20 protein-coding genes are annotated in these 21,231 nt (G+C 71.8%); 9 read left to right on the top strand and 11 right to left on the bottom strand.

The features are described 5' to 3' along the window. Positions 1–49: 49 nt before the first annotated feature. On the bottom strand, positions 50–2,017 hold the full coding sequence (locus ACO2Q3_RS22935) for a transglycosylase domain-containing protein (protein ID WP_423310890.1): 1,968 nt from the start codon (positions 2,015–2,017) through the stop codon (positions 50–52). A 163-nt stretch (positions 2,018–2,180) separates the two neighbouring features. Here ACO2Q3_RS22935 and recQ point away from each other — a divergent pair, with 163 nt between their 5' ends. Further along, a complete protein-coding gene (recQ, locus tag ACO2Q3_RS22940) occupies positions 2,181–4,010 on the top strand; it encodes a DNA helicase RecQ (RefSeq protein WP_423310892.1) in 1,830 nt (609 codons plus the stop codon). A gap of 175 nt (positions 4,011–4,185) precedes the next feature. Here the strand turns inward: recQ and gyrB are convergent, their stop codons facing one another. The 5 genes from gyrB to hrcA form a co-directional block, all read right to left on the bottom strand. Then, positions 4,186–6,615 (bottom strand): DNA topoisomerase (ATP-hydrolyzing) subunit B, encoded by a 2,430-nt coding sequence (gene gyrB, locus ACO2Q3_RS22945; protein ID WP_423310894.1) that lies wholly within the window; start codon positions 6,613–6,615, stop codon positions 4,186–4,188. Further along, positions 6,612–7,757 (bottom strand): DNA replication/repair protein RecF, encoded by a 1,146-nt coding sequence (gene recF, locus ACO2Q3_RS22950; RefSeq protein WP_423310896.1) that lies wholly within the window; start codon positions 7,755–7,757, stop codon positions 6,612–6,614. The genes gyrB and recF overlap by 4 nt, the downstream gene beginning before the upstream one ends. Before the next feature lie 220 nt (positions 7,758–7,977). Then, the gene (gene dnaN, locus ACO2Q3_RS22955; RefSeq protein WP_423310898.1) at positions 7,978–9,114 is read right to left on the bottom strand and encodes a DNA polymerase III subunit beta; all 1,137 of its coding nucleotides are present in this window, start codon (positions 9,112–9,114) and stop codon (positions 7,978–7,980) included. A 236-nt stretch (positions 9,115–9,350) separates the two neighbouring features. Beyond that, positions 9,351–9,962 (bottom strand): nucleotide exchange factor GrpE, encoded by a 612-nt coding sequence (gene grpE / locus ACO2Q3_RS22960; RefSeq protein WP_423310900.1) that lies wholly within the window; start codon positions 9,960–9,962, stop codon positions 9,351–9,353. Between the two features lie 10 nt (positions 9,963–9,972). Then, positions 9,973–11,052, bottom strand: coding sequence for a heat-inducible transcriptional repressor HrcA (hrcA, locus tag ACO2Q3_RS22965; RefSeq protein WP_423310902.1), 1,080 nt, complete (start codon positions 11,050–11,052; stop codon positions 9,973–9,975). Positions 11,053–11,130: 78 nt separating this feature from the next. Between hrcA and rph the strand changes: the two genes are divergently transcribed. Next, positions 11,131–11,856: a ribonuclease PH gene (gene rph / locus ACO2Q3_RS22970; RefSeq protein ID WP_423310904.1), complete on the top strand. Its 726-nt coding sequence runs from the start codon at positions 11,131–11,133 to the stop codon at positions 11,854–11,856. Between the two features lie 470 nt (positions 11,857–12,326). On the opposite strand, the gene ACO2Q3_RS22975 is transcribed toward rph, so the two are convergent. Both ACO2Q3_RS22975 and ACO2Q3_RS22980 read right to left on the bottom strand, forming a co-directional pair. After that, positions 12,327–12,569, bottom strand: coding sequence for a helix-turn-helix domain-containing protein (locus ACO2Q3_RS22975; RefSeq protein ID WP_423310906.1), 243 nt, complete (start codon positions 12,567–12,569; stop codon positions 12,327–12,329). A gap of 1 nt (position 12,570) precedes the next feature. Beyond that, entirely contained in the window at positions 12,571–13,104 is a 534-nt protein-coding gene (locus ACO2Q3_RS22980) for a DUF2975 domain-containing protein (protein WP_423310908.1), read from the bottom strand. Between the two features lie 499 nt (positions 13,105–13,603). On the opposite strand from ACO2Q3_RS22980, the gene ACO2Q3_RS22985 reads away from it, so the two are divergent. Next, positions 13,604–14,047, top strand: coding sequence for a GNAT family N-acetyltransferase (locus ACO2Q3_RS22985; RefSeq protein WP_423310910.1), 444 nt, complete (start codon positions 13,604–13,606; stop codon positions 14,045–14,047). Positions 14,048–14,135: 88 nt separating this feature from the next. Here the strand turns inward: ACO2Q3_RS22985 and ACO2Q3_RS22990 are convergent, their stop codons facing one another. Then, on the bottom strand, positions 14,136–15,032 hold the full coding sequence (locus ACO2Q3_RS22990) for a phytanoyl-CoA dioxygenase family protein (protein ID WP_423310912.1): 897 nt from the start codon (positions 15,030–15,032) through the stop codon (positions 14,136–14,138). 127 nt (positions 15,033–15,159) lie between these two features. Here ACO2Q3_RS22990 and ACO2Q3_RS22995 point away from each other — a divergent pair, with 127 nt between their 5' ends. From ACO2Q3_RS22995 to ACO2Q3_RS23015, 5 genes are read left to right on the top strand one after another with little or no spacing between them, the layout of a single operon-like run. Next, a complete protein-coding gene (locus tag ACO2Q3_RS22995) occupies positions 15,160–15,759 on the top strand; it encodes a non-canonical purine NTP pyrophosphatase (RefSeq protein ID WP_423310914.1) in 600 nt (199 codons plus the stop codon). Further along, positions 15,756–16,922 (top strand): radical SAM family heme chaperone HemW, encoded by a 1,167-nt coding sequence (gene hemW / locus ACO2Q3_RS23000; protein ID WP_423310916.1) that lies wholly within the window; start codon positions 15,756–15,758, stop codon positions 16,920–16,922. Before ACO2Q3_RS22995 ends, hemW begins: the two co-directional genes overlap by 4 nt. Positions 16,923–16,947: 25 nt before the next feature. Beyond that, positions 16,948–17,814, top strand: a complete 867-nt coding sequence (rsmI, locus tag ACO2Q3_RS23005) for a 16S rRNA (cytidine(1402)-2'-O)-methyltransferase (RefSeq protein ID WP_423310918.1) — start codon at positions 16,948–16,950, stop codon at positions 17,812–17,814. After that, positions 17,811–18,218 (top strand): YraN family protein, encoded by a 408-nt coding sequence (locus ACO2Q3_RS23010; protein WP_423310920.1) that lies wholly within the window; start codon positions 17,811–17,813, stop codon positions 18,216–18,218. The genes rsmI and ACO2Q3_RS23010 overlap by 4 nt, the downstream gene beginning before the upstream one ends. Positions 18,219–18,228: 10 nt before the next feature. Continuing rightward, entirely contained in the window at positions 18,229–19,044 is an 816-nt protein-coding gene (locus ACO2Q3_RS23015) for a SirB1 family protein (protein ID WP_423310922.1), read from the top strand. 331 nt (positions 19,045–19,375) lie between these two features. On the opposite strand, the gene ACO2Q3_RS23020 is transcribed toward ACO2Q3_RS23015, so the two are convergent. Together ACO2Q3_RS23020 and ACO2Q3_RS23025 are read right to left on the bottom strand one after the other, a co-directional pair. After that, complete coding sequence (locus ACO2Q3_RS23020) at positions 19,376–19,498, bottom strand: hypothetical protein (RefSeq protein ID WP_423310924.1); 123 nt, start codon at positions 19,496–19,498, stop codon at positions 19,376–19,378. Positions 19,499–19,513: 15 nt separating this feature from the next. Further along, a complete protein-coding gene (locus ACO2Q3_RS23025) occupies positions 19,514–19,843 on the bottom strand; it encodes a hypothetical protein (protein WP_423310926.1) in 330 nt (109 codons plus the stop codon). A gap of 147 nt (positions 19,844–19,990) precedes the next feature. Here ACO2Q3_RS23025 and ACO2Q3_RS23030 point away from each other — a divergent pair, with 147 nt between their 5' ends. Next, complete coding sequence (locus ACO2Q3_RS23030) at positions 19,991–21,097, top strand: NAD-dependent epimerase/dehydratase family protein (RefSeq protein ID WP_423310928.1); 1,107 nt, start codon at positions 19,991–19,993, stop codon at positions 21,095–21,097. The last annotated feature ends 134 nt before the right edge of the window (positions 21,098–21,231 follow it).

Genomic DNA, 21,231 nt, shown 5'->3' on the forward strand with positions numbered 1-21,231 from the left:
CTCCCCATAAAGGGGAGGGCGGGCCGCCTGTCCCGATAGAGGGGAGGGTTCAGAACGGCGCCTCTTCCTGGTGCGGGGCCTTTTGGGGCGGGGGTTGCAGGTCGGGCGATTCCGGAGCGGGGGCCGGCGCGGCGCCGTTCAGCACATCGCCGATGGCGTCGCCGGTTCCGGCCTGGCTGGCGTCGATCACGCCGCCGGGGATCGCCTGGGCCTGCACCCGCGGCAGGGCGGCGGCCATGAAGTTGTGCCAGATCTCGGCCGGCGCGGCGCCGCCGGTGACCCGCTTCATCGGCGTGTTGTCGTCCTTGCCGGTCCACACCGCGGCGACGAAGCCGCCAGTGTAGCCGATGAACCAGGCGTCCTTGTAGTCGCTGGTGGTGCCGGTCTTGCCGGCCAGGTCGTAGCCGGCGACCTTGGCCCGCCCGCCGGTGCCGCCGGGACCCAGCACCCCGCGCATCATCTGGTTCATGTACTGCAGGGCCGGCGAGCCGATCACCGCCTGGCGACCCTGCTGGCCGACGCCGTGGTTGTACAGTTCGCGGCCGGCGGCGGTGCGGATGCGCTCGATGCCGTAGGCGTGGGCCAGGAAGCCGCCGTTGGCGAAGGCGTCGTAGGCCTGGGCCATCTCCAGCGGGCTGACCTCCACCGCGCCCAGGGCCATCGACGGATCGGTCTGGATCTTCGAGGTGACGCCCAGGCGGTGGGCGGTGGCGGCCACCTTGTCGGTGCCCACCTCGTTGGCCAGCCGCGCGGCGACGGTGTTGATGGAATCGGCCAGGGCCTGCTGCAGGGTGATCGGGCCGAGATACTTGTTGGTGTAGTTGTGCGGCTCCCAGTTGCCGATCTTGATCGGCTCGTCGACCACCGGCTCGGTGGGGGTGTGGCCGGCCTCCATGGCGGTCAGGTAGACGAACGGCTTGAAGGCGCTGCCCACCTGCCGGCGGGCCTGGGTGGCGCGGTCGAACTGGCTCTCGGCATAGCTGGAGCCGCCGACGTAGGCGCGGATCCGCCCCTCGCCGTCCATCGCCACCAGCGCCCCCTGCTGCACCCCCTGGTCGGCGTGGCCGGTGACGCCGGCGCGGATCGCCTGTTCGGCGTCGGCCTGGATCGGCAGGTCGAGGGTGGTCTCCACCACCAGATCCTCGGTGGGCTCGCCCACCTGCGAGCGCACCTGGGCGTCCAGCCAGTCGACGAAATACTGCGCCCGCTGGTTGGCCAGGGTGGCCGAGACGTGCACCGGGGCGGCAAAGGCGGCGTCGCGCTGGGCGGGGGTGATCGCCCCCATGCGCACCATCTCGTTCAGCACCACCGTGGCGCGCTTGGCGGCGCGCTCCGAGTTGGCGGCGGGGTTGTAGCGCGACGGGCCCTTCATGGTCGCCGCCAGCAGCGCCGCCTCGCCCAGGGTCAGGTCCTTGGCGGGCTTGTTGAAATAGCGCTGGGCCGCCGCCTCGATGCCGTAGGCGCCGCCGCCGAAGTTCACCCGGTTCAGATACAGCGCCAGGATCTGCTTCTTGGAGAAGTGCATCTCCAGCCACACCGACAGGATCAGCTCCTGCGCCTTGCGCCGGTAGTTCTGCGCCGGGGTCAGGAACAGGTTGCGCGCCAGCTGCTGGGTGATCGTCGAGCCGCCCTGCAGGCTGCCGCCCGGGTGGGTGACGTTGTGGATCATCGAGCGGGCCATGCCCCACGGGTTGAACCCGAAGTGATGGTAGAACTGGCGGTCCTCGATGGCGACGAAGGCGGCCGGCACATAGGGCGGCAACTGGTCGATGTCGGCCGGCGGGGCGTACTGGCTGCCGCGCACCGCCACCACCGCGCCCGAGCGGTCGAGGTAGGTGATCGAGGGCTGGCGCTGCACGTCGTACAGCTTGGAGGTGTCGGGCAGGTCGGTGGCGAACACCGCCAGGAAGCCGGCGATGAAGATCAGGCCCCAGACGCCGAGCACCACGCTCCAATAGAGCAGCGCCTGCAGCGGGGTGCGCCGGCGCCGGGGCGCGCCGCCCTGAGCATTCGCCATGGGTCTTTCAGTCCTCGAGCCGTTGGCCCGCCCCTTGAGAGGCGCTCATAGCCGATGCCGACGAAGCACGCGAGACGGTGAATGAAGGGTGAATCGTCGCGGGCGACGGCGCATCGCGACTTGTCCGTTGTTGGCCGCCCCCCGCCTCTGCCATACGGGGCGCGTGACCGCTGATTTGGACCTCGCCCGCGACATCCTGCGCCGCACCTTCGGCCATCCGGACTTCCGGGGGCTGCAGGCCGAGGTGATCGGCGAGATCCTGGCGGGGCGCAGCGCCGTGGCGGTACTGCCCACCGGCGGCGGCAAGTCGATGTGCTACCAGATCCCGGCCCTGGTGCGCCCCGGCGTCGGCCTGGTGGTCTCGCCGCTGATCGCCCTGATGTCCGACCAGGTGGAGGCTCTGCGTCAGTCCGGGGTGCCGGCGGCCAAGCTGGACAGCGCCCTGACCCTGGCCGAGCGCGACGACGTCTGGCGCCAGCTCGAGCGCGGCGAGATCAAGCTGCTCTACCTGTCGCCGGAAGGGCTGATGGCGCCGCACACCGCCGACCGGGTCGCCCGGCTGGACCTGGCGCTGATCGCGGTGGACGAGGCGCACTGCGTCAGCCAGTGGGGCCACGATTTCCGTCCGGAATACCGCACCCTGGGCCGGCTGGCGGAGATGTTCCCCGGCGTGCCGCGCCTGGCGGTCACCGCCACCGCCGACGCCCGCACCCGCGAGGACATCCGTCGCGAGCTGCGCCTGGAAGGGGCGGCCGAATTCGTCGCCAGCTTCGCGCGGCCGGAACTGGCGCTGAACGCCGAGCCGAAGCACGGGGCGGCGGCCAGCCGGGTGCTGCAGCTGGTCAAGGCGCGCCCGCGCCGCGCCGGGGTGGTCTATGCCGGCAGCCGCGATTCCACCGAGACCCTGGCGGCCAAGCTGGCGGCCGAAGGCATCCCGGCCAAGGCCTACCACGCCGGCCTCGACAAGCAGGTGCGCCACGACCGGCTGACCTGGTTCATCAACGAGGACGAGGCGGTGATGGTGGCGACCATCGCCTTCGGCATGGGCATCGACAAGCCGGACGTCCGCTTCGTGATCCACGCCGACCCGCCCTCGTCGATCGAAGCCTACTGGCAGGAGGTCGGCCGCGCCGGGCGCGACGGCGATCCGGCCGAGGGCATCGTGCTCTACGGCGCCTCGGACATGGCCTGGGCCATGCGCCGCATCGCCCAGCGCGGCCTGCCCGAAGCCGTCGCCCAGGTGCAGATGCGCAAGGTGCGCCAGCTGTACGGCCTGCTGAACGGGGTCTCCTGCCGCGCCGCCGCGGTGCGCCGCTATTTCGGCGAGGAAGGGGTCGAGCCCTGCGGCCAGTGCGACCGCTGCCGCAACCCGCCGATCGGGGTCGACGCCACCGAGGGGGCGCAGAAGGCCCTGTCGGCCGTGCAGCGGCTGGGCGGGCGGTTCGGCCGCGGGCGGCTGATCGACCACCTGCTGGGCAAGACCAAGGAGGTCTCGGAATTCGAGGCCCACCTGTCCACCTATGGCATCGGCGGGGAATACAGCGCCGCCGGCTGGCGCGACCTGGTCGACCAGCTGTTGTTCGAGGGCCTGCTGGTCGAGGACCCCAACGACGGCCGGCCGCTGATCGGCCTGGGTGATCCCGCGACGGTGAAGGCGGTCTACCGCAAGGAACGCCAGGTCACCCTGCTGAAGGAACCGGAGACCCCGGACGGCGCCGCCCGGGGCGGGCGGACGCGCCGCCGCCGGGGCGAGCCGCCGGCCGACATGCTGCCGCATGACGCCTCGACCTTCGACCGCCTGCGGTCCTGGCGCCGCGAGGAGGCCGCCCGCCAGCACGTGCCGCCCTACGTGATCTTCGCCGACCGCACCCTGGCCGAAATCGCCTCCCGCAAACCCGGCAGCCTCGACGCCCTGGCCCAGATCAGCGGCGTCGGCGCGGTAAAGCTGGACCGCTACGGCGCGGCGGTGCTGGAGGTGCTGGGAGAGGAATAGGGGCGCTGAACCCCGCCCTCCCCTTCATGGGGAGGGAAAGATCGCGCAGCGATCAGGGTGGGGAAGTGAGATGGCATTCGCCGGCCTGCGAGATTGGCTTGTGCGCCGGCGGGTAAGCCCCACCCTGCCCGCTTGCGCGGGCTGTCCCTCCCCACGAGGGGGAGGGAAGAGGGGTTTACACGTCCACCTCGGCGTCGAGGGCGTTTTCCTGGATGAATTCGCGGCGCGGTTCGACCAGGTCGCCCATCAGGCGGCTGAACATGTCGTCGGCGTCGTCGGCGTGGGCCACCTTGACCTGCAGCAGGGTGCGGGCGTTGGAGTCCAGGGTGGTTTCCCACAGCTGTTCCGGGTTCATCTCGCCCAGCCCCTTGTAGCGCTGGATGGTCAGGCCCCGGCGGCCCGAGTCGAACACCGCGGCGGTGAGGTCCAGCGGGCCGCGGACGGTGGTGAAGCGCTCGCGGCGGCGGAAGGTCCCGGGCGCCGGGAACATCTCGGCCAGCTTCACCGAGCGCTCGGCCAGGCGCCGCGCGTCGGCCGAATGCACCAGCAGCTCGTCCAGCACGATGCGCTCGGACACCCCGCGCTTGATGCGCGAGAACACATAGCCGCCGCCCTCGCCCAGTTCGCCCGACCAGGGCCCGTCGCCCTCCTCGGCGTAGAGGTCCAGGCGCGCGGCGGCGGCGACCAGGTCGCGGCTTTCGCCGAACAACCCGGCCAGGGCCGCCTGTTCGATGGCGAAGGTAGGCGCGCGGGCGGCCAGGCGGTCGATGTTGGCCTTGGCCTGGCGCGCCGTGAGGGCGAGATCGGCCAGGTCGGCGCCGGTGATCCGCTCGCCGCTGGACAGGTCCAGCTCGGCGCCCTCGAGCCCCTCGTCGATCAGGAACACCTCCATCTCGGCGTCGTCCTTGAGGTAGCGCGAGGAGCGGCCCTTGCTGGCCTTATACAGCGGCGGCTGGGCGATATAGAGGTAGCCGCGCTCGATCACCTGCGGCATCTGCCGATAGAAGAAGGTCAGCAGCAGGGTGCGGATGTGCGCGCCGTCCACGTCGGCGTCGGTCATGATGACGATGCGGTGGTAGCGGATCTTCTCGATGTCGAAGTCGTCGCGGCCGATGCCGGCGCCCAGCGCCGTGATCAGGGTGCCGACCTGGTCGGACGACAGCATCTTGTCGAAGCGCGCGCGCTCGACGTTGAGGATCTTGCCGCGCAGGGGCAGGATCGCCTGGTTCTCGCGGTTGCGCGCCTGCTTGGCCGAGCCGCCGGCCGAGTCGCCCTCCACCAGGAAGATCTCCGACTTGGCCGGATCCTTCTCCTGGCAGTCGGCGAGCTTGCCGGGCAGGGAGGTGATGTCGAGGGCGGTCTTGCGCCGGGTCAGCTCGCGCGCCTTGCGCGCCGCCTCGCGCGCCATCGCCGCCTCGGCGATCTTCTGCACGATCAGCTTGGCCTCGACGGGGTGTTCCTCGAACCACTGGGCGATGCCCTCGCCGACCAGGCCTTCCACGGCCGGCCGGACCTCGGAGGAGACCAGCTTGTCCTTGGTCTGGGAGGAGAACTTCGGGTCGGGCACCTTGACCGACAGCACGCAGGTCAGGCCCTCGCGGGCGTCCTCGCCGGACAGGGCGATCTTGTCGCGCTTGGTGGCGCCGGAGCTCTCGGCATAGCCGGTGATGATCCGCGTCAGGGCGCTGCGGAACGCCGACAGGTGGGTGCCGCCATCCTTCTGCGGGATGTTGTTGGTGAAGCACAGCACGTTCTCGTGGTAGCCGTCGTTCCACCACAGGGCGAGGTCCACCTGGACCTTCTCGCGCTCGCCGCGCACCACGATCGGCGCCCGGATCAGCGGCGTCTTGGCCTTGTCGATGTGGCGCACGAAGGCCTCGATGCCGCCCTCGTAGTGCAGCATCTCCTCGAACGGCTCGGCGCCGCGCAGGTCGGCGAAGCGGATGGTCACGCCGGAGTTCAGGAACGCCAGCTCGCGCAGCCGGTGCTCCAGGGTCTTGCGGTCGAACTCGATGGCCGAGAAGGTGTCGGTGGACGGGAAGAAGGTCACTTCCGTGCCGGTCAGGAACTCGCCGTTCTCGCGCAGCGGCGCGACCCCGGTGACCGCCAGCGGCGCCACCGCGTCGCCGCGGCGGAATTCCATCTCGTGCTTCTTGCCGTCCCGGTAGACCACCAGCCGCAGCCAGTCGCTGAGCGCGTTGACCACCGACACGCCGACGCCGTGCAGGCCGCCGGACACCTTGTAGGAATTCTGGTCGAACTTACCGCCGGCGTGCAGCTGGGTCATGATGACCTCGGCCGCCGAGACGCCCTCGCCCTCGTGGATGTCGGTGGGGATGCCGCGGCCGTCGTCGGTGACGGTGGCGCTGCCGTCGGCGTTGAGGATCACCTGCACCCGGGTGGCCCAACCGGCCAGGGCCTCGTCGATGGCGTTGTCCACCACCTCGTAGACCATGTGGTGCAGGCCCGAGCCGTCGTCGGTGTCGCCGATGTACATGCCCGGTCGCTTGCGCACCGCGTCCAGGCCCTTCAGCACCTTGATGGAATCCGCGCCGTAGTCGGCGGCGCCGTCATTGTAGCCGTCTTCGATGGGTTCGTCGGTCATCCAGGGTCCGTAACGGTCAGGGTCCCGCCCTCCACGAGGACGCCAAGGGCCCGACCCTTCAGGGTTTCAAACAGCGCCTCGTCGGTTCCCGTCAGGAAAGCCTGCAGCGAAAGCGCCTCGATCTCGTCGAAGAGCGCGGCGCGCCGGACCGGGTCCAGGTGCGCCGCAACTTCATCCAGCAGTAATATAGGATTCGGCGCGGAAATCGCACGTGAAAGTCGCGCCGCCTGGGCCAAAACCAGGTTCAGAATCAGCGCTTTCTGCTCTCCGGTGGAACATTCCGCGGCCGGCCGGTCCTTTTCCCGGTGGACCACCGCCAGATCGCCCCGGTGCGGCCCGGTCAGGGCCCGTCCAGCGGCCGCGTCGCGGGGCCGGGCGGCGGCCAGGGCGCGGGCCAGGCGGCCCTCCAGATCGGCGAAGTCGACGCCCTCGGCGGCGGCGCGCTCCCACTCGCCGGTCAGGGTCAGGGCGGCCTGCGGGAACGGGCGGCCGGTGCGGCCGTCGATCTCGGCCTGCAGGGCGGCCAGGGTGCGCGCGCGGCCCTCGGCCAGCAGCACGCCGCTTTCGGCCAGGCGCGCCTCCAGCGCCGACAGCCAGGCCGGATCGGCGGGTTCGTCGGCCGTCAGCAGCCGCATCCGCTCGCGCAGGGCGCGTTCGTAGGCGGTGGCGTGGGCGGCGTGCTCCGGCTCGGCGGCGAACACCAGGCGGTCGAAGAACCGCCGCCGCTCGGCCGCGCCCTCGAGAAACAGCCGGTCCTGCGCCGGGGTCAGCCACAGCGGCCGCAGGTATTCGGCCAGCCGGCCGGGCGGCACGGTCTCGCCCTCGATGCGCACCTGCCGCCGCGCCGCGCCCGGCGCCTCCGTGCCGGCGCCGATGCGGACCTCGCCCCCGTCGCCCTCCACCAGGGCCGAGACCGCCCAGGCCCGCCCCACCGCCTCGCCCGGCATCCGCCGGCCGACCTCGGTCAGGCTGGAGCCGCGCAGGCCGCGGCCGGGCGACAGCAGGCTGACGGCCTCCAGCAGGTTGGTCTTCCCCGCCCCGTTGGCCCCGTGCAGGTAGACACTGCGCCCATGCGCGGCCAGGTCCGCGGTCTCGTAACTGCGGAAGTCCGTCAGGCTGAGGCGGGTGATGCGGGATTTCACGCGCAGATTTCTCTCTTCCCCCCTTGGGGGAAGTACCCGCGAAGCGGGGGTAGGGGGCTCCAGCGGGGCGCTGACCTTAGCCGCTCCTTCGGCCCGTGGCAGCCCCCATCCCCGCCTTCGGCGGTACTTCCCCCAAGGGGGGAAGAGAATTGATGGTCAGCCCGGTCGGGAGGTGCGTGAATAGCCGAGCGCTCTCGCGGGGATGTGCGGAAACGGGGGGTTACGCTCTGAGCGGCATCAGCACGTACTGCACGCCCGCGTCGGTGGGATCGAGCACCAGGGTGGGGTCGAGCACGGTGGAGGCCGCGGCGCGGTCGGCAAAGCGGAACTCGGCGGTCTCGCCGGCGATCTGGCCGGTGACGTCCAGCAGGTAGCGGGCGTTGAAGCCGATCTCGAAGGGCTCGCCCTCGTAGTCCACCTCGACCTCCTCGGTGGCCTGGCCGGTCTCCATGTTGCGCACCTGCAGGATCACCCGGCCCGGCTCGACGGAGAGCTTCACCGAGCGGCTCTTCTCGGCCGAGATGGTGGCCACGCGGTCGACGGCGGCGGCGAACAGGGCGTTGTCCACCAGCATGGTGCGGTGGTTGTCGCGCGGGATCACCCGCATGTAGTCGGGGAACGAGCCGTCGATCACCTTGGAGGTCAGGCCGCAGCGGGCGAACTCGAAGCGCACCTTCTGCGAGGAGACCTGCAGGTCGATGCTCTCGCCGGCGTCGTCCATCAGCCGGCGCGCCTCCTGGATGGTCTTGCGCGGCACGATCACGCCGGGGGCGCCCGCCGCCCCTTCCGGCGCCGGCATCTCGGCCAGGGCCAGGCGGTGGCCATCGGTAGCCACGGCGCGCAGCTTGGCCACGCCGTCCTCGACCACCGTGTGCAGGTAGAGGCCGTTCAGGTAGTAGCGGGTCTCTTCCGTGGAGATGGCGAAGCGGGTCTTGTCGATCAGCCGCATCAGGTCGGTGGTGTCGACGCTGATCCGCCCCGACAGGCCGTCCGAGGACATCACCGGGAAGTCGCCGGCCGGCAGCACCGGCAGGTTGAAGCGCGAGCGGCCCGCCTGGACCTGCAGGCGCGGGTCCTCGCCGGTGAAGCTCAGCGACACGTCCGCCCCCTCGGGCAGCTTGCGGACGATCTCGTACAGCGTGTGCGCCGGGGCGGTGATCTGGCCGGGGCTGTCGACGAGCGCCGGGGTCTCGTCGATGATCTCCATGTCCAGGTCGGTGGCCGAGAAGGCCAGGGACTCGCGGCCGGCGGTGAACAGGACGTTGGACAGGATCGGGATGGTGTTGCGCCGCTCGACGACGCTCTGCACGTGTCCGAGCGCCTTCAACAGCGCCGCCCGCTCGATGGTAAGCTTCATGCTCTGGTCCGGATCGTCGCCGCCGACGTTCGTCATCCCCCGAAGGCGGCGAGTGGAAAGGGACTTCGGACATTACCGTAAACGGCGACGGGCGGAAGAGCCGAGAAGGCTCCGCCGCCCGCTTTCCGCTTAAGTTTTCCTGAGCGCGGGCGCGCCAGGCGGCGCCCGGGTTCCAGCGCCGGAATCAGGCGCCGGAATCAGGCGCCGAGATCAGGCGCCGAGATCAGGCGCCGAGATCAGGCGGTCGTGTCCACCGACCCGCCGGCGTCCTCGTCGTGCGCGGCATAGGGGTTGGCGGCCCCGTGGCCCTCCGGCGCCTCCGGCCCCTTGGAGCCCTTGGCGGCGACGATCACCATCGCCGGGCGGACGATGCGGCCGAACAGCTCGTAGCCGGCCTGCAGCACCTGGATCACCCCGCCGCCGGCCACCTCGTCGGACGGCTGCTCCATCATCGCCTGGTGGAAGTTGGGGTCGAACCTCGTGCCCTTGGCGGGGTCGATCTTCTTCAGCCCGTTGCGCTCGAAGGCCGCGGTCAGCTCCTTCTCGGTCATCTCCAGGCCGATGGCGAGGTTCTTGACCAGCGGGTCGGCGGCGTCGGTGGGGGCGTGCTGCATGGCCCGCGCCAGGTTGTCGGCCACGCCCAGCAGGTCGCGGGCGAACTTCTGGATCGCATAGGCGCGCGCGTCGTTCATCTCGCGCTCGGCGCGGCGCTTGGTGTTCTCGGCCTCGGCGGCGTAGCGCAGGGCCTGGTCCTTCAGGGCGGCGTTCTCGGCCTTGAGGGCGTCCAGGGCGGCGGCGTCCAGATCGCCCTCGGGATCGAAGCCGGTCGTTTCGTCGTCGGTGGTCATACGGGTCTTCTCATCCATCCATGATCCGCCCGAGCGTCCTGGCGGTGTAGTCCACCAACGGAATCACCCGGGCATAGTTCAGGCGCGCCGGACCGATCACGCCGATCGCCCCCAGCACCTTCTGCCGCCCCGACATATAGGGGGCGGCGATCACGGCGGAACCGGAAAGTGAAAACAGGCGCGTTTCGGCGCCGATGAAGATGCGCACCCCCTCGGCCGCCCGGACGTCGTCCAGCAGGCCGATCAGCTGTTCCTTCTGCTCCAGGTCGTCGAACAGCATGCGTACGCGCTCGATGTCGGCGATCGCCTCGGGGTCGCCCAGCAGGTTGGCCCGGCCGCGCACGATCAGCGCCCGGTCGGCGTCCTCGCCGCCGCTCCAGGCGGCCATGCCGTCCTCCACCAGCCGCGCGGCGGCGGCGTCCAGTTCGCGGCGGGCCCGCGCCAGTTCGCTGCTGACCTCGGCCTTGGCCTCCGACAGGGTGCGCCCCCGCAGCCGCGCATTCAGGAAGTTGGAGGCCTCCGCCAGCGCCGACGGGGTCACCCCGGGCGGGCGGCGCATCAGCCGGTTCTCGATCTGGCCGTCGTCGAACACCATGATCGCCAGCGCCTGGTCGGGACCCAGGGTGACGAACTCCACGTGCTTGACCCCGGCGTCGCGCGCCGGGGTGACGACGATGCCGGCGCCGCCGGCCAGGCCCGACAGGATGGCGCTGGCCTCGTTCAGGGCGTCCTCGTAGCTGCGCCCGTGAGCCGTCAGCCGCGCCTCGATGTTGCGCCGGTCCTCCTCGGCCAGGTCGCCCACCTCCAGCAGGCCGTCGACGAACAGCCGCAGGCCCGCGTGGGTCGGCAGGCGCCCGGCGCTGACGTGCGGCGCGCCCAGCAGGCCCAGCTCGGTCAGGTCCTGCATGGTGTTGCGGATCGAGGCCGGCGACAGGGCCACCCCGCCGCGCGACAGGGTGCGCGAGCCCACCGGCTCGCCGGTCTCCAGATAACCCTCGACGATGCGGCGGAATATCTCGCGGGCCCGAGCATCGAGCTCGGTCAGGCTGGCGCCACGGTTGGCGGGATGTCCTATCAGCGGATTGGTCATGGACGGTCCGTCACCGATCTAGGATAAGCGCGGCCACTCGCGGCGCAAGGCCGCGCGAACAAGCGGACCCGATTGCTTATGCGCCCTTCCGAACGCGCCCCCGACCAGCTGCGCAAGGTCACCCTGGAGACGGCGGTGAACCGCTACGCCGAGGGCTCGTGCCTGGTCTCGTTCGGCCACACCCGGGTGCTGGTCACCGCCAGCCTGGAAGAGGGCGTGCCGCCGTTCCTGCGCGGCCGCGGCCAGGGCTGGGTGACCGCCGAATACGGCATGCTGCCCCGCGCCACCCACACCCGCGGCCGGCGGGAGGCCGCCCAGGGCAAGCAATCGGGCCGCACCCAGGAGATCCAGCGCCTGGTCGGCCGCTCGCTGCGCGCCGTGGTCGACATGAAGGCGCTGGGAGAACGGCAGATCACCCTCGACTGCGACGTGGTGCAGGCCGACGGCGGCACCCGCACCGCCTCGATCACCGGCGCCTGGGTGGCGCTGAAGCTGGCCACCGACAGCCTGCTGCGCGAGGGGGTGCTGACCCGCGACCCGGTGCTGGACCACGTGGCGGCGGTGTCCTGCGGCGTGTTCGACAACACCCCGGTGCTGGACCTCGACTATGAGGAGGACTCCAACGCCGAGGCCGACGCCAACTTCGTGCTCACCGGCGCCGGCGACATCGTCGAGATCCAGGCCACCGGCGAGAAGCGCGGCTTCACGCGCGCCGAGTTCGAGCGCCTGTTCAGCCTGGCCGAGTCCGGCATCGCCGACCTGATCGGCCTGCAGAAGGCCGCGGTGGCGGCGGTGAAGGCGTAGTTTTCAACCACGAACCCACACGAACCACACGAACACGCTCCAGATCCTGCTCGTCACGGCGAAGGCCGGGACCCAGGCAAAAGTCTGAAATCACTGGGCTTCGCCCCAGCTGATCGCCGAACATCCTGCCGGAGGCGAGTCATGCCTGGGTCCCGACTTTCGTCGGGATAAGCGGATGTTTGGGGGGGGGGTGAACCCCCTTCGTGTGGTTCGTGGTTCAAGGATCCAACCCTTCACCCCTTCTCTCCGTCATCCTCGGGCGTAAGTCCCGAGGATCCATGGACACGTGAAGGGCGGTCGCGAGCGGCAGCGGAGCGACGCAACACGGTGGCGGCCGCCATCGTGGCGCGCCCTTCGAAGCGCGCCAATCGTTCTCACGTGTGCATTGACCCTCGGGACGTAGCCTGTCCCGGGCGGGCCGCGCCGCGGCGCGACCCGGGGCCCGAGGGTGACGGTTGTGATTGGGGCGCCTACCCCTCCCCGTCATCCCCCGCGGGGTCCTCCGGGGGGCCGGGTTCGAACACCACCAGGTCGCCGGGCTGGCATTCCAGCTCGCGGCACAGGGCGTCCAGGGTCGAAAAGCGGATCGCCCGGGCCTTGCCGGTCTTCAGGATCGACAGGTTGGCGATGGTCACGCCGACGCGGTCGGCCAGCTCGGTCAGCGACATGCGCCGCTCCATGAGCACGCGGTCGAGGCGGATGCGGATCGGCATGCTAGATCGTCAGCTCCGCATCGCGGCGCAGGCGCGCGCCCTCGCGGAACACCTCGGCCAGCACCACGATCACCAGCACGGCGAACCAGGTGGTCAGGTTGACCCCGCCGCCGATCGACGAGCCGGGCGGCAGCAGCATGTGCGACAGCGCCTTGGCCGCGTTGCGGCCCAGCTCCAGCACCGCCAGGGTGGCGGCGATCACCCGCAGGCGGCGCACATTCTCCGGATGGAAGGGGTCGCCGACGATCAGGGTGCGGAAGATCCGCCGCAGGCGGCCGACGATGATGATCGTGCCGGCCACATAGAGGTCGGCGGCGACCAGAGCCGCGGCGAGCACCAGGGCCTTGTTGGGCCCGGCGTACTTCAGGGCCTCCAGGGTCACCTTGTCGAGGATCAGGTCCGGCTTGAAGCTCAGCAGCAGGACCAGCAGGGCGGCGAGCGCCAGCACGCCGGCCACCGCCCAGAGCACGTAGAAGAAGAAGTCGAGGATGACTTTCAGGAAGCTCGACACCGAGCCCGGCCCCAGGGCGCGCATGGTATGAAAGTCCCCCTCCGTCAGACGCTCGGCGCCGTTCCCGGTGTCCTCAACGCCGGACCGCGCCGCCCGAAGCGGCCGGCCTCGGGCGACGCGGACAATGCGCCGAACGGTTGCCCCATGAAAGCGGCTGCTTTCAGCGGGCCTGGATGAAGACGCTCAGGGCGACCAGGGGCAGGCCGATCACGACCAGGACGTTCATCAGGCTCAGGGCCATGCGGTCGATGGCGCTCGCCAGTTGGGAATCGAACATGTGAGTAACCCTCGTATTGTGCGTTGCAACATGAAAGCGGGCCAATCCCGCCTTCGTTTGGGCGTCTCAGCGCCGCCCTTGTGTCATCATCAATACGGCCGCATCGTTTTTCGATCAAATGTCTTATCGTTTAACAACATTAAAATGCTGCAATGCATGAACGACCTGTAATCTTCGCTGCAGTGCAAATTAACCCTTCCGACCCCGAAGATCGCCGCCGCCGGCAAATCGCCTTAGGCGGGCGGCATGGACCTGCGCTTCACCCCCGCCACGGAGGCCGACTTCGAGGCCCTGCTGGACCTGCGCATGACGGCGCTGCGCGCGAGCCTGGAGCGGGTGGGCCGCTTCGACCTGGCGCGCGGGCGCCGCCGCTTCCGCGCCGAGTTCTCGCCGGCGCACACCCGGCTGATCCACGCCGACGGCGCCTTCGCCGGCTGCGTCACGGTCACGCCGCCCGAGGCCGACGGCGCGGTGTGGATCAGGACCCTCTATCTGCGGGCGCAGGCGCAGGGCCGCGGCGTCGGCGCGGCGGCCATGGCGGCGATCCTGGCGGAGACGGACGCCCTGGGCCATCCCACCCGCCTGTCGGCCCTGGTCGGCAGCGACGCCAACCGCTTCTGGACCCGGCTGGGCTACGTCGAGACCCACCGCGACGCCATCGACGTCTACTATCTGCGGCCCTGTCGATAGCGGCGGTTCCATCGCCCCTTGGCCGACAACCACCACCGTCCTCGAGTTCATGAGCATTCGGACCGCTCGGTTCGAAACGGGGCGAGCGCTAACCCTCGGTGACCTTGGCCTTCTGGCGCGCGCTGACCGCGGCCAGCAGGTCCTCGCCCCAGCCGGCCGCCTCCCCGCCCAGGGCATAGTCCGGCGGCACGGCTTCCGGCCCCTCGCCTGGCGGCAGGGGCGGGGTGAAGTAGCCCAGGGCATAGCTGCCCATGGCGTAGCCCAGCAGGGCCTGCAGCTGCGGATCCAGGGTGCGCGCGATCTGCGGCGGGCACGACAGGTACTGGTTCTCCTCCTGCCGCAGCCAGCCCAGGCAATAGGTCAGGTTGATGCCGATGCGGTCGGCGTCGGAGCGGTTCTCGCCGCCGGCGTGGATCACCGAGCCGGAATAGACCAGCACCGAGCCGGCCTTCATCACCGCCTGGCCCACCTCGTGCGGCTCGGCGCGGCGGCCCTCGGCCCAGCCCGGACTGCCGGGGACCACCTGGGTGGCGCCGTTCTCGGCGGTGAAGTCGGTGATCGCCCAGATGGTGTTCAGCTGCGGCTCGATCCCCTGCAGGTAGCCGCCCCAGGCCAGCTTGTCGCGATGCAGCACCTGCGCTCCCTGGCCGGGACGGATGCGGATCACCTGGGTCAGGTGCAGCTGGTAGCGGTCGCAGGCGCGTTTCAGGAACACGTCGCACGCCGCCAGGATCGCCGGATGCATCACCAGCTCGCGGCAGGCCGGCGAGCGGGCCACCAGGGCGCCGGTGCGGGTGGTGGCGTGGCCGGTGAAGCTGTCGCGCCCGTTCGGCGTCGCCTCGACATAGGGCTCGATCTCGCCGCCCACCCGCGCCACCTGCGCCGGGGACAGCACGTCCTCCAGGATCAGCGCCCCGTCGGTGTCCAGGATCGCCGCGATGGTCTGCGCCGGCGCATCGGCCGGCAGGCGCCTCAGGCTGGGCATGGCCCGTCTCCCCGCGTTTTGCGCAGCGTCCGCCAGAGCCGGCGTCTTGTCATCCTGAAAACAGGGGCCAGAAAGCCGGAGCCGGAAAACCGGTGCGTCCGCCCGCGCCGGGGAGTATCCAGCGGCCATGGCCCTGACCCTGCCCCCCGCCACCCGCCTCGTCGCCGCCACCCACAACCCGGGCAAGGCCCGCGAGCTGGCCGCCCTGCTGGAAGGCCGCTTCGATGTGGTCTCCGCCGGCGAACTCGGCCTGGCCGAACCGGACGAGCCGGAGACCACCTTCATGGGCAACGCCATGATCAAGGCCCGGGCCGCCGCCGACGCCTCGGGGCTGATCGCCCTGGCCGACGACTCCGGCCTGTGCGTGGCGGCGCTGGACGGCGAGCCCGGCGTGCACTCGGCCCGCTGGGCCGGCCCCGGCCGCGACTTCGGCCACGCCATGCGGCTGGTCGAGCAGCGCCTGGAAGAGCGCGACGCCGACGACCTGTCCGCCTGGTTCGTCTGTTCGCTGGCGGTCGCCTGGCCGAAGGGGCCGCTGGTGGTGGTGGAAGGCCGCGTCGACGGCGCGCTGGTGTTCCCCGGCCGGGGAACGCGCGGCTTCGGCTACGACCCGATCTTCACGCCGCATGGCCACAGCGAGACCTTCGGCGAGATGGACCCCGCCGCCAAGGACGCCATGAGCCACCGCGCCCGCGCCTTCGAGGCGCTGAAGGCCGCGCTGTTTTGACGGACAGCGCCCCGCCCCTCGGGGTCTACGTCCACTGGCCGTACTGCGCGCGCATCTGCCCCTATTGCGACTTCAACGTCGTGCGCGAGCGCGGCCGGACGGCGGAAAAGGCGGCCCTGGGCGCGGCGATCCTCGCCGACCTGGCGGCCCAGCGCGCCCTGACCGGGCCGCGGCGGCTGGTGTCGGTGTTCCTGGGCGGCGGCACCCCCTCGCTGATGGACCCGGCCCTGGCCGGCGAGGTGATCGCCACGGCCCGCCGCCTGTGGTCGCCGGACGCCGACCTGGAGGTCACCCTCGAAGCCAACCCCACCGACGCCGAGGCCGAGCGCTTCGCCGCCTTCCGCGACGCCGGGGTCAACCGGCTGTCGCTGGGCCTGCAGAGCCTGCGCGACGAGGCCCTGGCGGCGCTGGGCCGCAACCACGACGCCGCCACCGCCATCCGCGCCGCGCGCCGGGCGGCGGCGATCTTTCCGCGCCTGTCGCTGGACCTGATCTACGCCCGCCCCGGCCAGACGCCCGCCGACTGGGCCCAGGAGCTGGCCGCCGCCATCGACCTGGGGGCCGAGCACGTCTCGCCCTACCAGCTGACCATCGAGGCCGGCACAGCCTTCGACCGCGCCGTCGGCCGCGGGACCCTGGTCCCGCCGGACCCTGACACGGCCGCCGCCCTCTACGAGACCACCCAGGCCGGGCTCGAGGCTGCCGGCTTCGAGGCCTACGAGGTGTCCAACCACGCCCGCGGCGAGGCCGCCCGCTCGCGCCACAACCTGGTCTACTGGCGGGGCTGGGACTACGTCGGCGCCGGGCCCGGGGCGCATGGCCGGCTGACCCTGGGCGGCGCCCGCCACGCCACCGCCGCGCCGCGCGCCATCGCCGACTATGGGGCGGCGATCGCCGCCGGGACCGGCCCGGAGCGCGAACGGCTGGACCCGCGCGAGCAGGCGCTGGAGCGGCTGCTGATGGGCCTGCGCACGGTCGAGGGCGTGGCCCTGGCCGAGCTGGCGCCACTGGACATCCCGCCGGCCCGCCTCGCCGACCTGGCCGGGCTGGGCCTGGTTCGCCTGCAGGGGGACCCCCTGGATGGGGGGCGGTTGATCGCCACGCCGAGCGGCCGCCCGGTGCTGGACCGTCTCACCGCCGAGATCGCCGGCGTTGGCGTCTAGGCCAACTCCCGCCTATCCTCGCCCGATGTCCGCTCCCGCGCCCAAGACCCGGATCAATGTGCTGCAGCCCGGGCTCTATCTGGTGGCGACGCCGATCGGCAACCTGCGCGACATCACCCTGCGGGCCCTCGACGTGCTGGGCGGCGCCGACCTGATCCTGGCCGAGGACACCCGTGTGGCCGGCAAGCTGCTGGCGGCGCACGGCCTGTCCGGCAAGCTCGAGCGCTACGACGAGCACGCCGCGGCCCGCGCCCGGCCCAAGGCGCTGGCGGCGCTGGCGGCGGGGGCCAAGGTGGCGCTGATCTCCGACGCCGGCACCCCCCTGGTCTCCGACCCCGGCTACCGGCTGGTGCGCGAGGTGGTCGACCTGGGGCTGGCCGTGCATCCGATCCCGGGGGCCTCGGCGCTGCTGGCGGCGCTGACCGTCGCCGCCCTGCCCACCGACCGCTTCCTGTTCGCCGGCTTCCCACCGCCGAAGACCGTCGCCCGGCGGGCCTTCTTCCAGGACCTGGCGCCCGTGCGCGCCACCCTGGTGTTCTACGAGGGCGGCTCGCGGCTGGCCGCCAGCCTGGCCGACATGGCCGCGGTGTTCGGCGCCGAGCGTCCGGCCGCGGTGGCCCGCGAGCTGACCAAGCTGCACGAGACCGTGCTGCGCGCCTCCCTGGCCGAGCTGGCCGCCGATCCGCGCAACGACGGACCCAAGGGCGAGATCGTGGTGCTGGTCGGACCGGGGGCCGAGCGCGCCGCCACCGCCGACGAGGCCGACGTCGCCCTGGCCGAGGCGCTGACCCGCGCCGGGCCGGCGGAGGCCGCTTCCGAGGTGGCCAAGGCGCTCGGCCTGCCGCGCCGGGACCTCTACGCCCGGGCGCTGGCCCTCAAGGGCCGGGCATGACGTCGCCGGCCTCGCGCCTGCCCTCGACCCGGCGCGAGCGCCGCCGCGCGCGGGGCCTGGCCGCCCGGCTCAGCGGCCGGCGCGGCGAGTGGCTGGCGGCGGTCTGGCTGATGGCCAAGGGGTACCGCATCCTGGGCTTTCGGCTTAAGACGCCGATGGGCGAGATCGATCTGCTGGCCCAGAAAGGCGAGGTGCTGGCGGTGGTCGAGGTCAAGCTGCGCGCGAGCCTGGAGGCCGCGCTGGACGCCGTCACGGTCCGGCAGCGCGAGCGGCTGCGGCGCGCGGCCCAGGCCATCGCGCGGCGCCGCCCGGCCCTGGCCCACGCCACCATCCGCCTGGACCTGCTGGCCCTCGCCCCCGGCCGCCGGCCGCGCCATATTGCCGACGCCTGGCGGGGACATTGAGGCCATCGTGATGAACCGCGGCGAGGCGGAAATCTTCCTGAAGGCGGTGGGCGAGCGCGGGGACGCCGACTTCCCCCTGCTCGACGCGGCGATCGCCTGTTCGGTGCACGAGGATCCGACCCGCGATCCGGAGGCCGCCCGGCAGATGGCCCGCGAGGGCGCCGAACGGCTGAAGCTCCGCCTGGACCGGGAGTCGCCGGAGGAGGCCCTGGCCGAGACCATGGCCGGCGACCTGCGCCTGGCCGGCGACCTGATCACCTACGACCATCCCGACAACGCCGACATCCTGGCCGTCTGCCAGCGCCGCAAGGGGCTGCCGGTGGCGCTGGGGGTCTACTACCTCGACGCCGCCCGGCGCTGCGGCCTGGAGGTGCGCGGCGTCGACTTCCCCGGCCACTTCCTGCTGCGCATCGAGACCGACGAGGGGCCGCTGGCGCTGGACCCCTACAGCGAGGGCCGCGTGGTGCTGCCCTCGGAGCTGACCCGCCGGGCGCTGCACGCCGGCCTGACCCCGGACGTCGCTGAGCGGCTCGACACGCTGATGGCGCCGGTGAGCGACCGGGCGGTGCTGATCCGGCTGCAGAACAACATCTTCGCCCGCGCCGTCGCCGCCCGCGACTACGCCCGCGCCGAGCGCTCGGCCCTGCGCCGGGCCCTGCTGGACCCCACCGACCACCGCCCCTGGCTGGACGTCGCCGCCGCCCGCGAGGGCCAGGGCGCCCTGGCCGGGGCCTTGCTGGCCCTGGGCCAGGCCCAGCTGCTCGACGGCGGCGCCGCCCTCGCCGCCCGCGCGGCGCGCGAACGCGTGCGGCTGAAGCTCAACTAGGCTGCGTCCGGCGGAGGAACCCCTCACCTTCCCATGGCTGCGCCATGGGCCCCTCCCTCTCCCTGTGGGAGAGGGGGAAGAGAGAACCAGCGCGAACATCCTAACCTGCGAACGGCGCTGAAGAATTCCTCTCCCACAGGGAGAGGAAGGGGCCCGCGTGGCTTGCGGGAGCAAGCCGCGTGGGAAGGTGAGGGGTTTCCGCCCGAGAGGGCTAACGCACCGCGGCATGCTCGAACCACGCGACACGGATCTGCTCGCCCTCGTCGGTGTAGCCCACCAAGGTCAGGCCGCTGGTCCGCCAGATCGCGCGGCGCGGCTTGCCCACCAGATCCTAGCTCTGCACCACCGTCGCCATCCGGGCCTCGATGGCCGGGTCGCCGGCCAGCCAGCCCGAGCGCCATTCGACGGCCAGCTCGGCCGTGCCGTCCAGGATCGGTGAGACGTCCCGCGCCATGGGGCGGCCTGGCCGCTACTGCAGCTTCCAGACCAGGGAGACGAACGGACCGTGCTCCAGGACGTCGACGGAGCGACTGCTCTGGAAGCCGCCGTCCGCGGGGCCGAAATAGTCGTCCACCTTGTAGCCCAGCGACACCGTCAGGGGATTGCCGGGGACCCGCCAGTTGACCTGGCCATAGGCGCCGAGGGTCGGCACGGTCTTGGTGCGCGAGCGGCTGATGTTCGGGAACTGGCCGGTGTAGACGCCATAGGCGATGTCCGCCGTGTTGGTGGCCTTCTGCCTGCGGCGCCGGCGATCCCGACATGTCGACGGCTCAGATAACGGGAATCTGCGAACGCGCAACCAAACTGAGGCCGCGCCCTCAATAATGAGTATAGATTGCCGGAATCGGCGCTGTTGCGGGCGGCGTATCTGTCCGTGATCTGCTCAAAAAGCCGGCGCCTGATCGCCTGGCGGGCGCCGGCGGGCAGCGACCGGGAGGAGAAGACCATGGCGCGACTCACCCGCCGCGGCCTGCTGGCCGCCACCCTCGCGGCCCCCGCCCTCGCCCGGGCGGCCGCCGCGCCGCCCCGGCCGCTGAAGCTGCTGATCCTCGGCGGCACAGGGTTCATCGGCCCGCACCAGGTGCGCTATGCCCTGGACCGCGGCCACCAGGTGACGATCTTCAACCGCGGCCGCCAGAAGGAGGCCTGGCCCGGCCCGGTGGAGGAGCTGCTGGGCGACCGCAGCACCGGCGACCTGAAGGCGCTGGAAGGCCGGTCGTGGGACGCCTGCATCGATAACCCCACCACCCTGCCGTTCTGGGTGCGCGACGCCGGCAAGGCGCTGGCCGGCCACGTCGGCCAGTACCTGTTCGTCTCCACCGTCTCGGTCTACGCCGACAACCACGCCGCGGCCGACGAGACCGCGCCGCTGCTGGCCTACGCCGGCAAGGACCCGCTGGCCGAGACCTCCGCCGGCCCGCACCGCGAGCTCTACGGCCCATTGAAGGCGGCCAGCGAGGGCGAGGCCAGGCGCCAGTTCGGCGCGGCGGTGACCATCGTCCGCCCCGGCCTGATCGCCGGACCCGGCGACGAGACCGACCGCTTCACCTGGTGGCCGGTGCGCCTGGCGCGGGGCGGCGAGATCGCCGCGCCCGGCGACGGGACCGATCCGGTGCAGTTCATCGACGCCCGCGACCTGGCCGAATGGACCATCCGCCTGGCCGAGCAGCGCACCTTCGGCGTGTTCAACGCCACCGGCCCGGCGCACGAGCTGAGCATGCGGGCGATGCTGGCGGACATCGCCGCCGGCGTCGGCGTGACCCCCCAGCTGACCTGGGTCCCAACGGCGATCCTCGACGCCGAGCACGTCGAGGCCTGGAGCGACATGCCCGCCTGGGTTCCCGGAAGCGGCGAGGACGCCGGCTTCGCCCGCCGCCGCATCGACCGCGCCCTGGCGGCCGGCCTGACCTTCCGCCCCACGGCGACCACCGCCGCCGACACCCTGGCCTGGTTCCGGACCCTGCCGGCCGAACGCCAGGCGACCCTGCACGCCGGCCTGACCCCCGAACGCGAGGCCGCCCTGCTGGCCAGGGTCCACGCGGGGAAGGGCTGAAGCGCCCGCCCTGGAAACTGGTCACAAGCGCTGCCCGGTGCGGTGTCCTTCTCCCCTTGCGGGAGAAGGTGGCCCGCGTCAGCGGGTCGGATGAGGGGTGGACGAGTCTTTGAAGACCAGCGTGTCGGCCCCGG

It is taken from the genome of Caulobacter sp. KR2-114 (assembly GCF_049446115.1).
Taxonomy (GTDB): domain Bacteria; phylum Pseudomonadota; class Alphaproteobacteria; order Caulobacterales; family Caulobacteraceae; genus Acaudatibacter.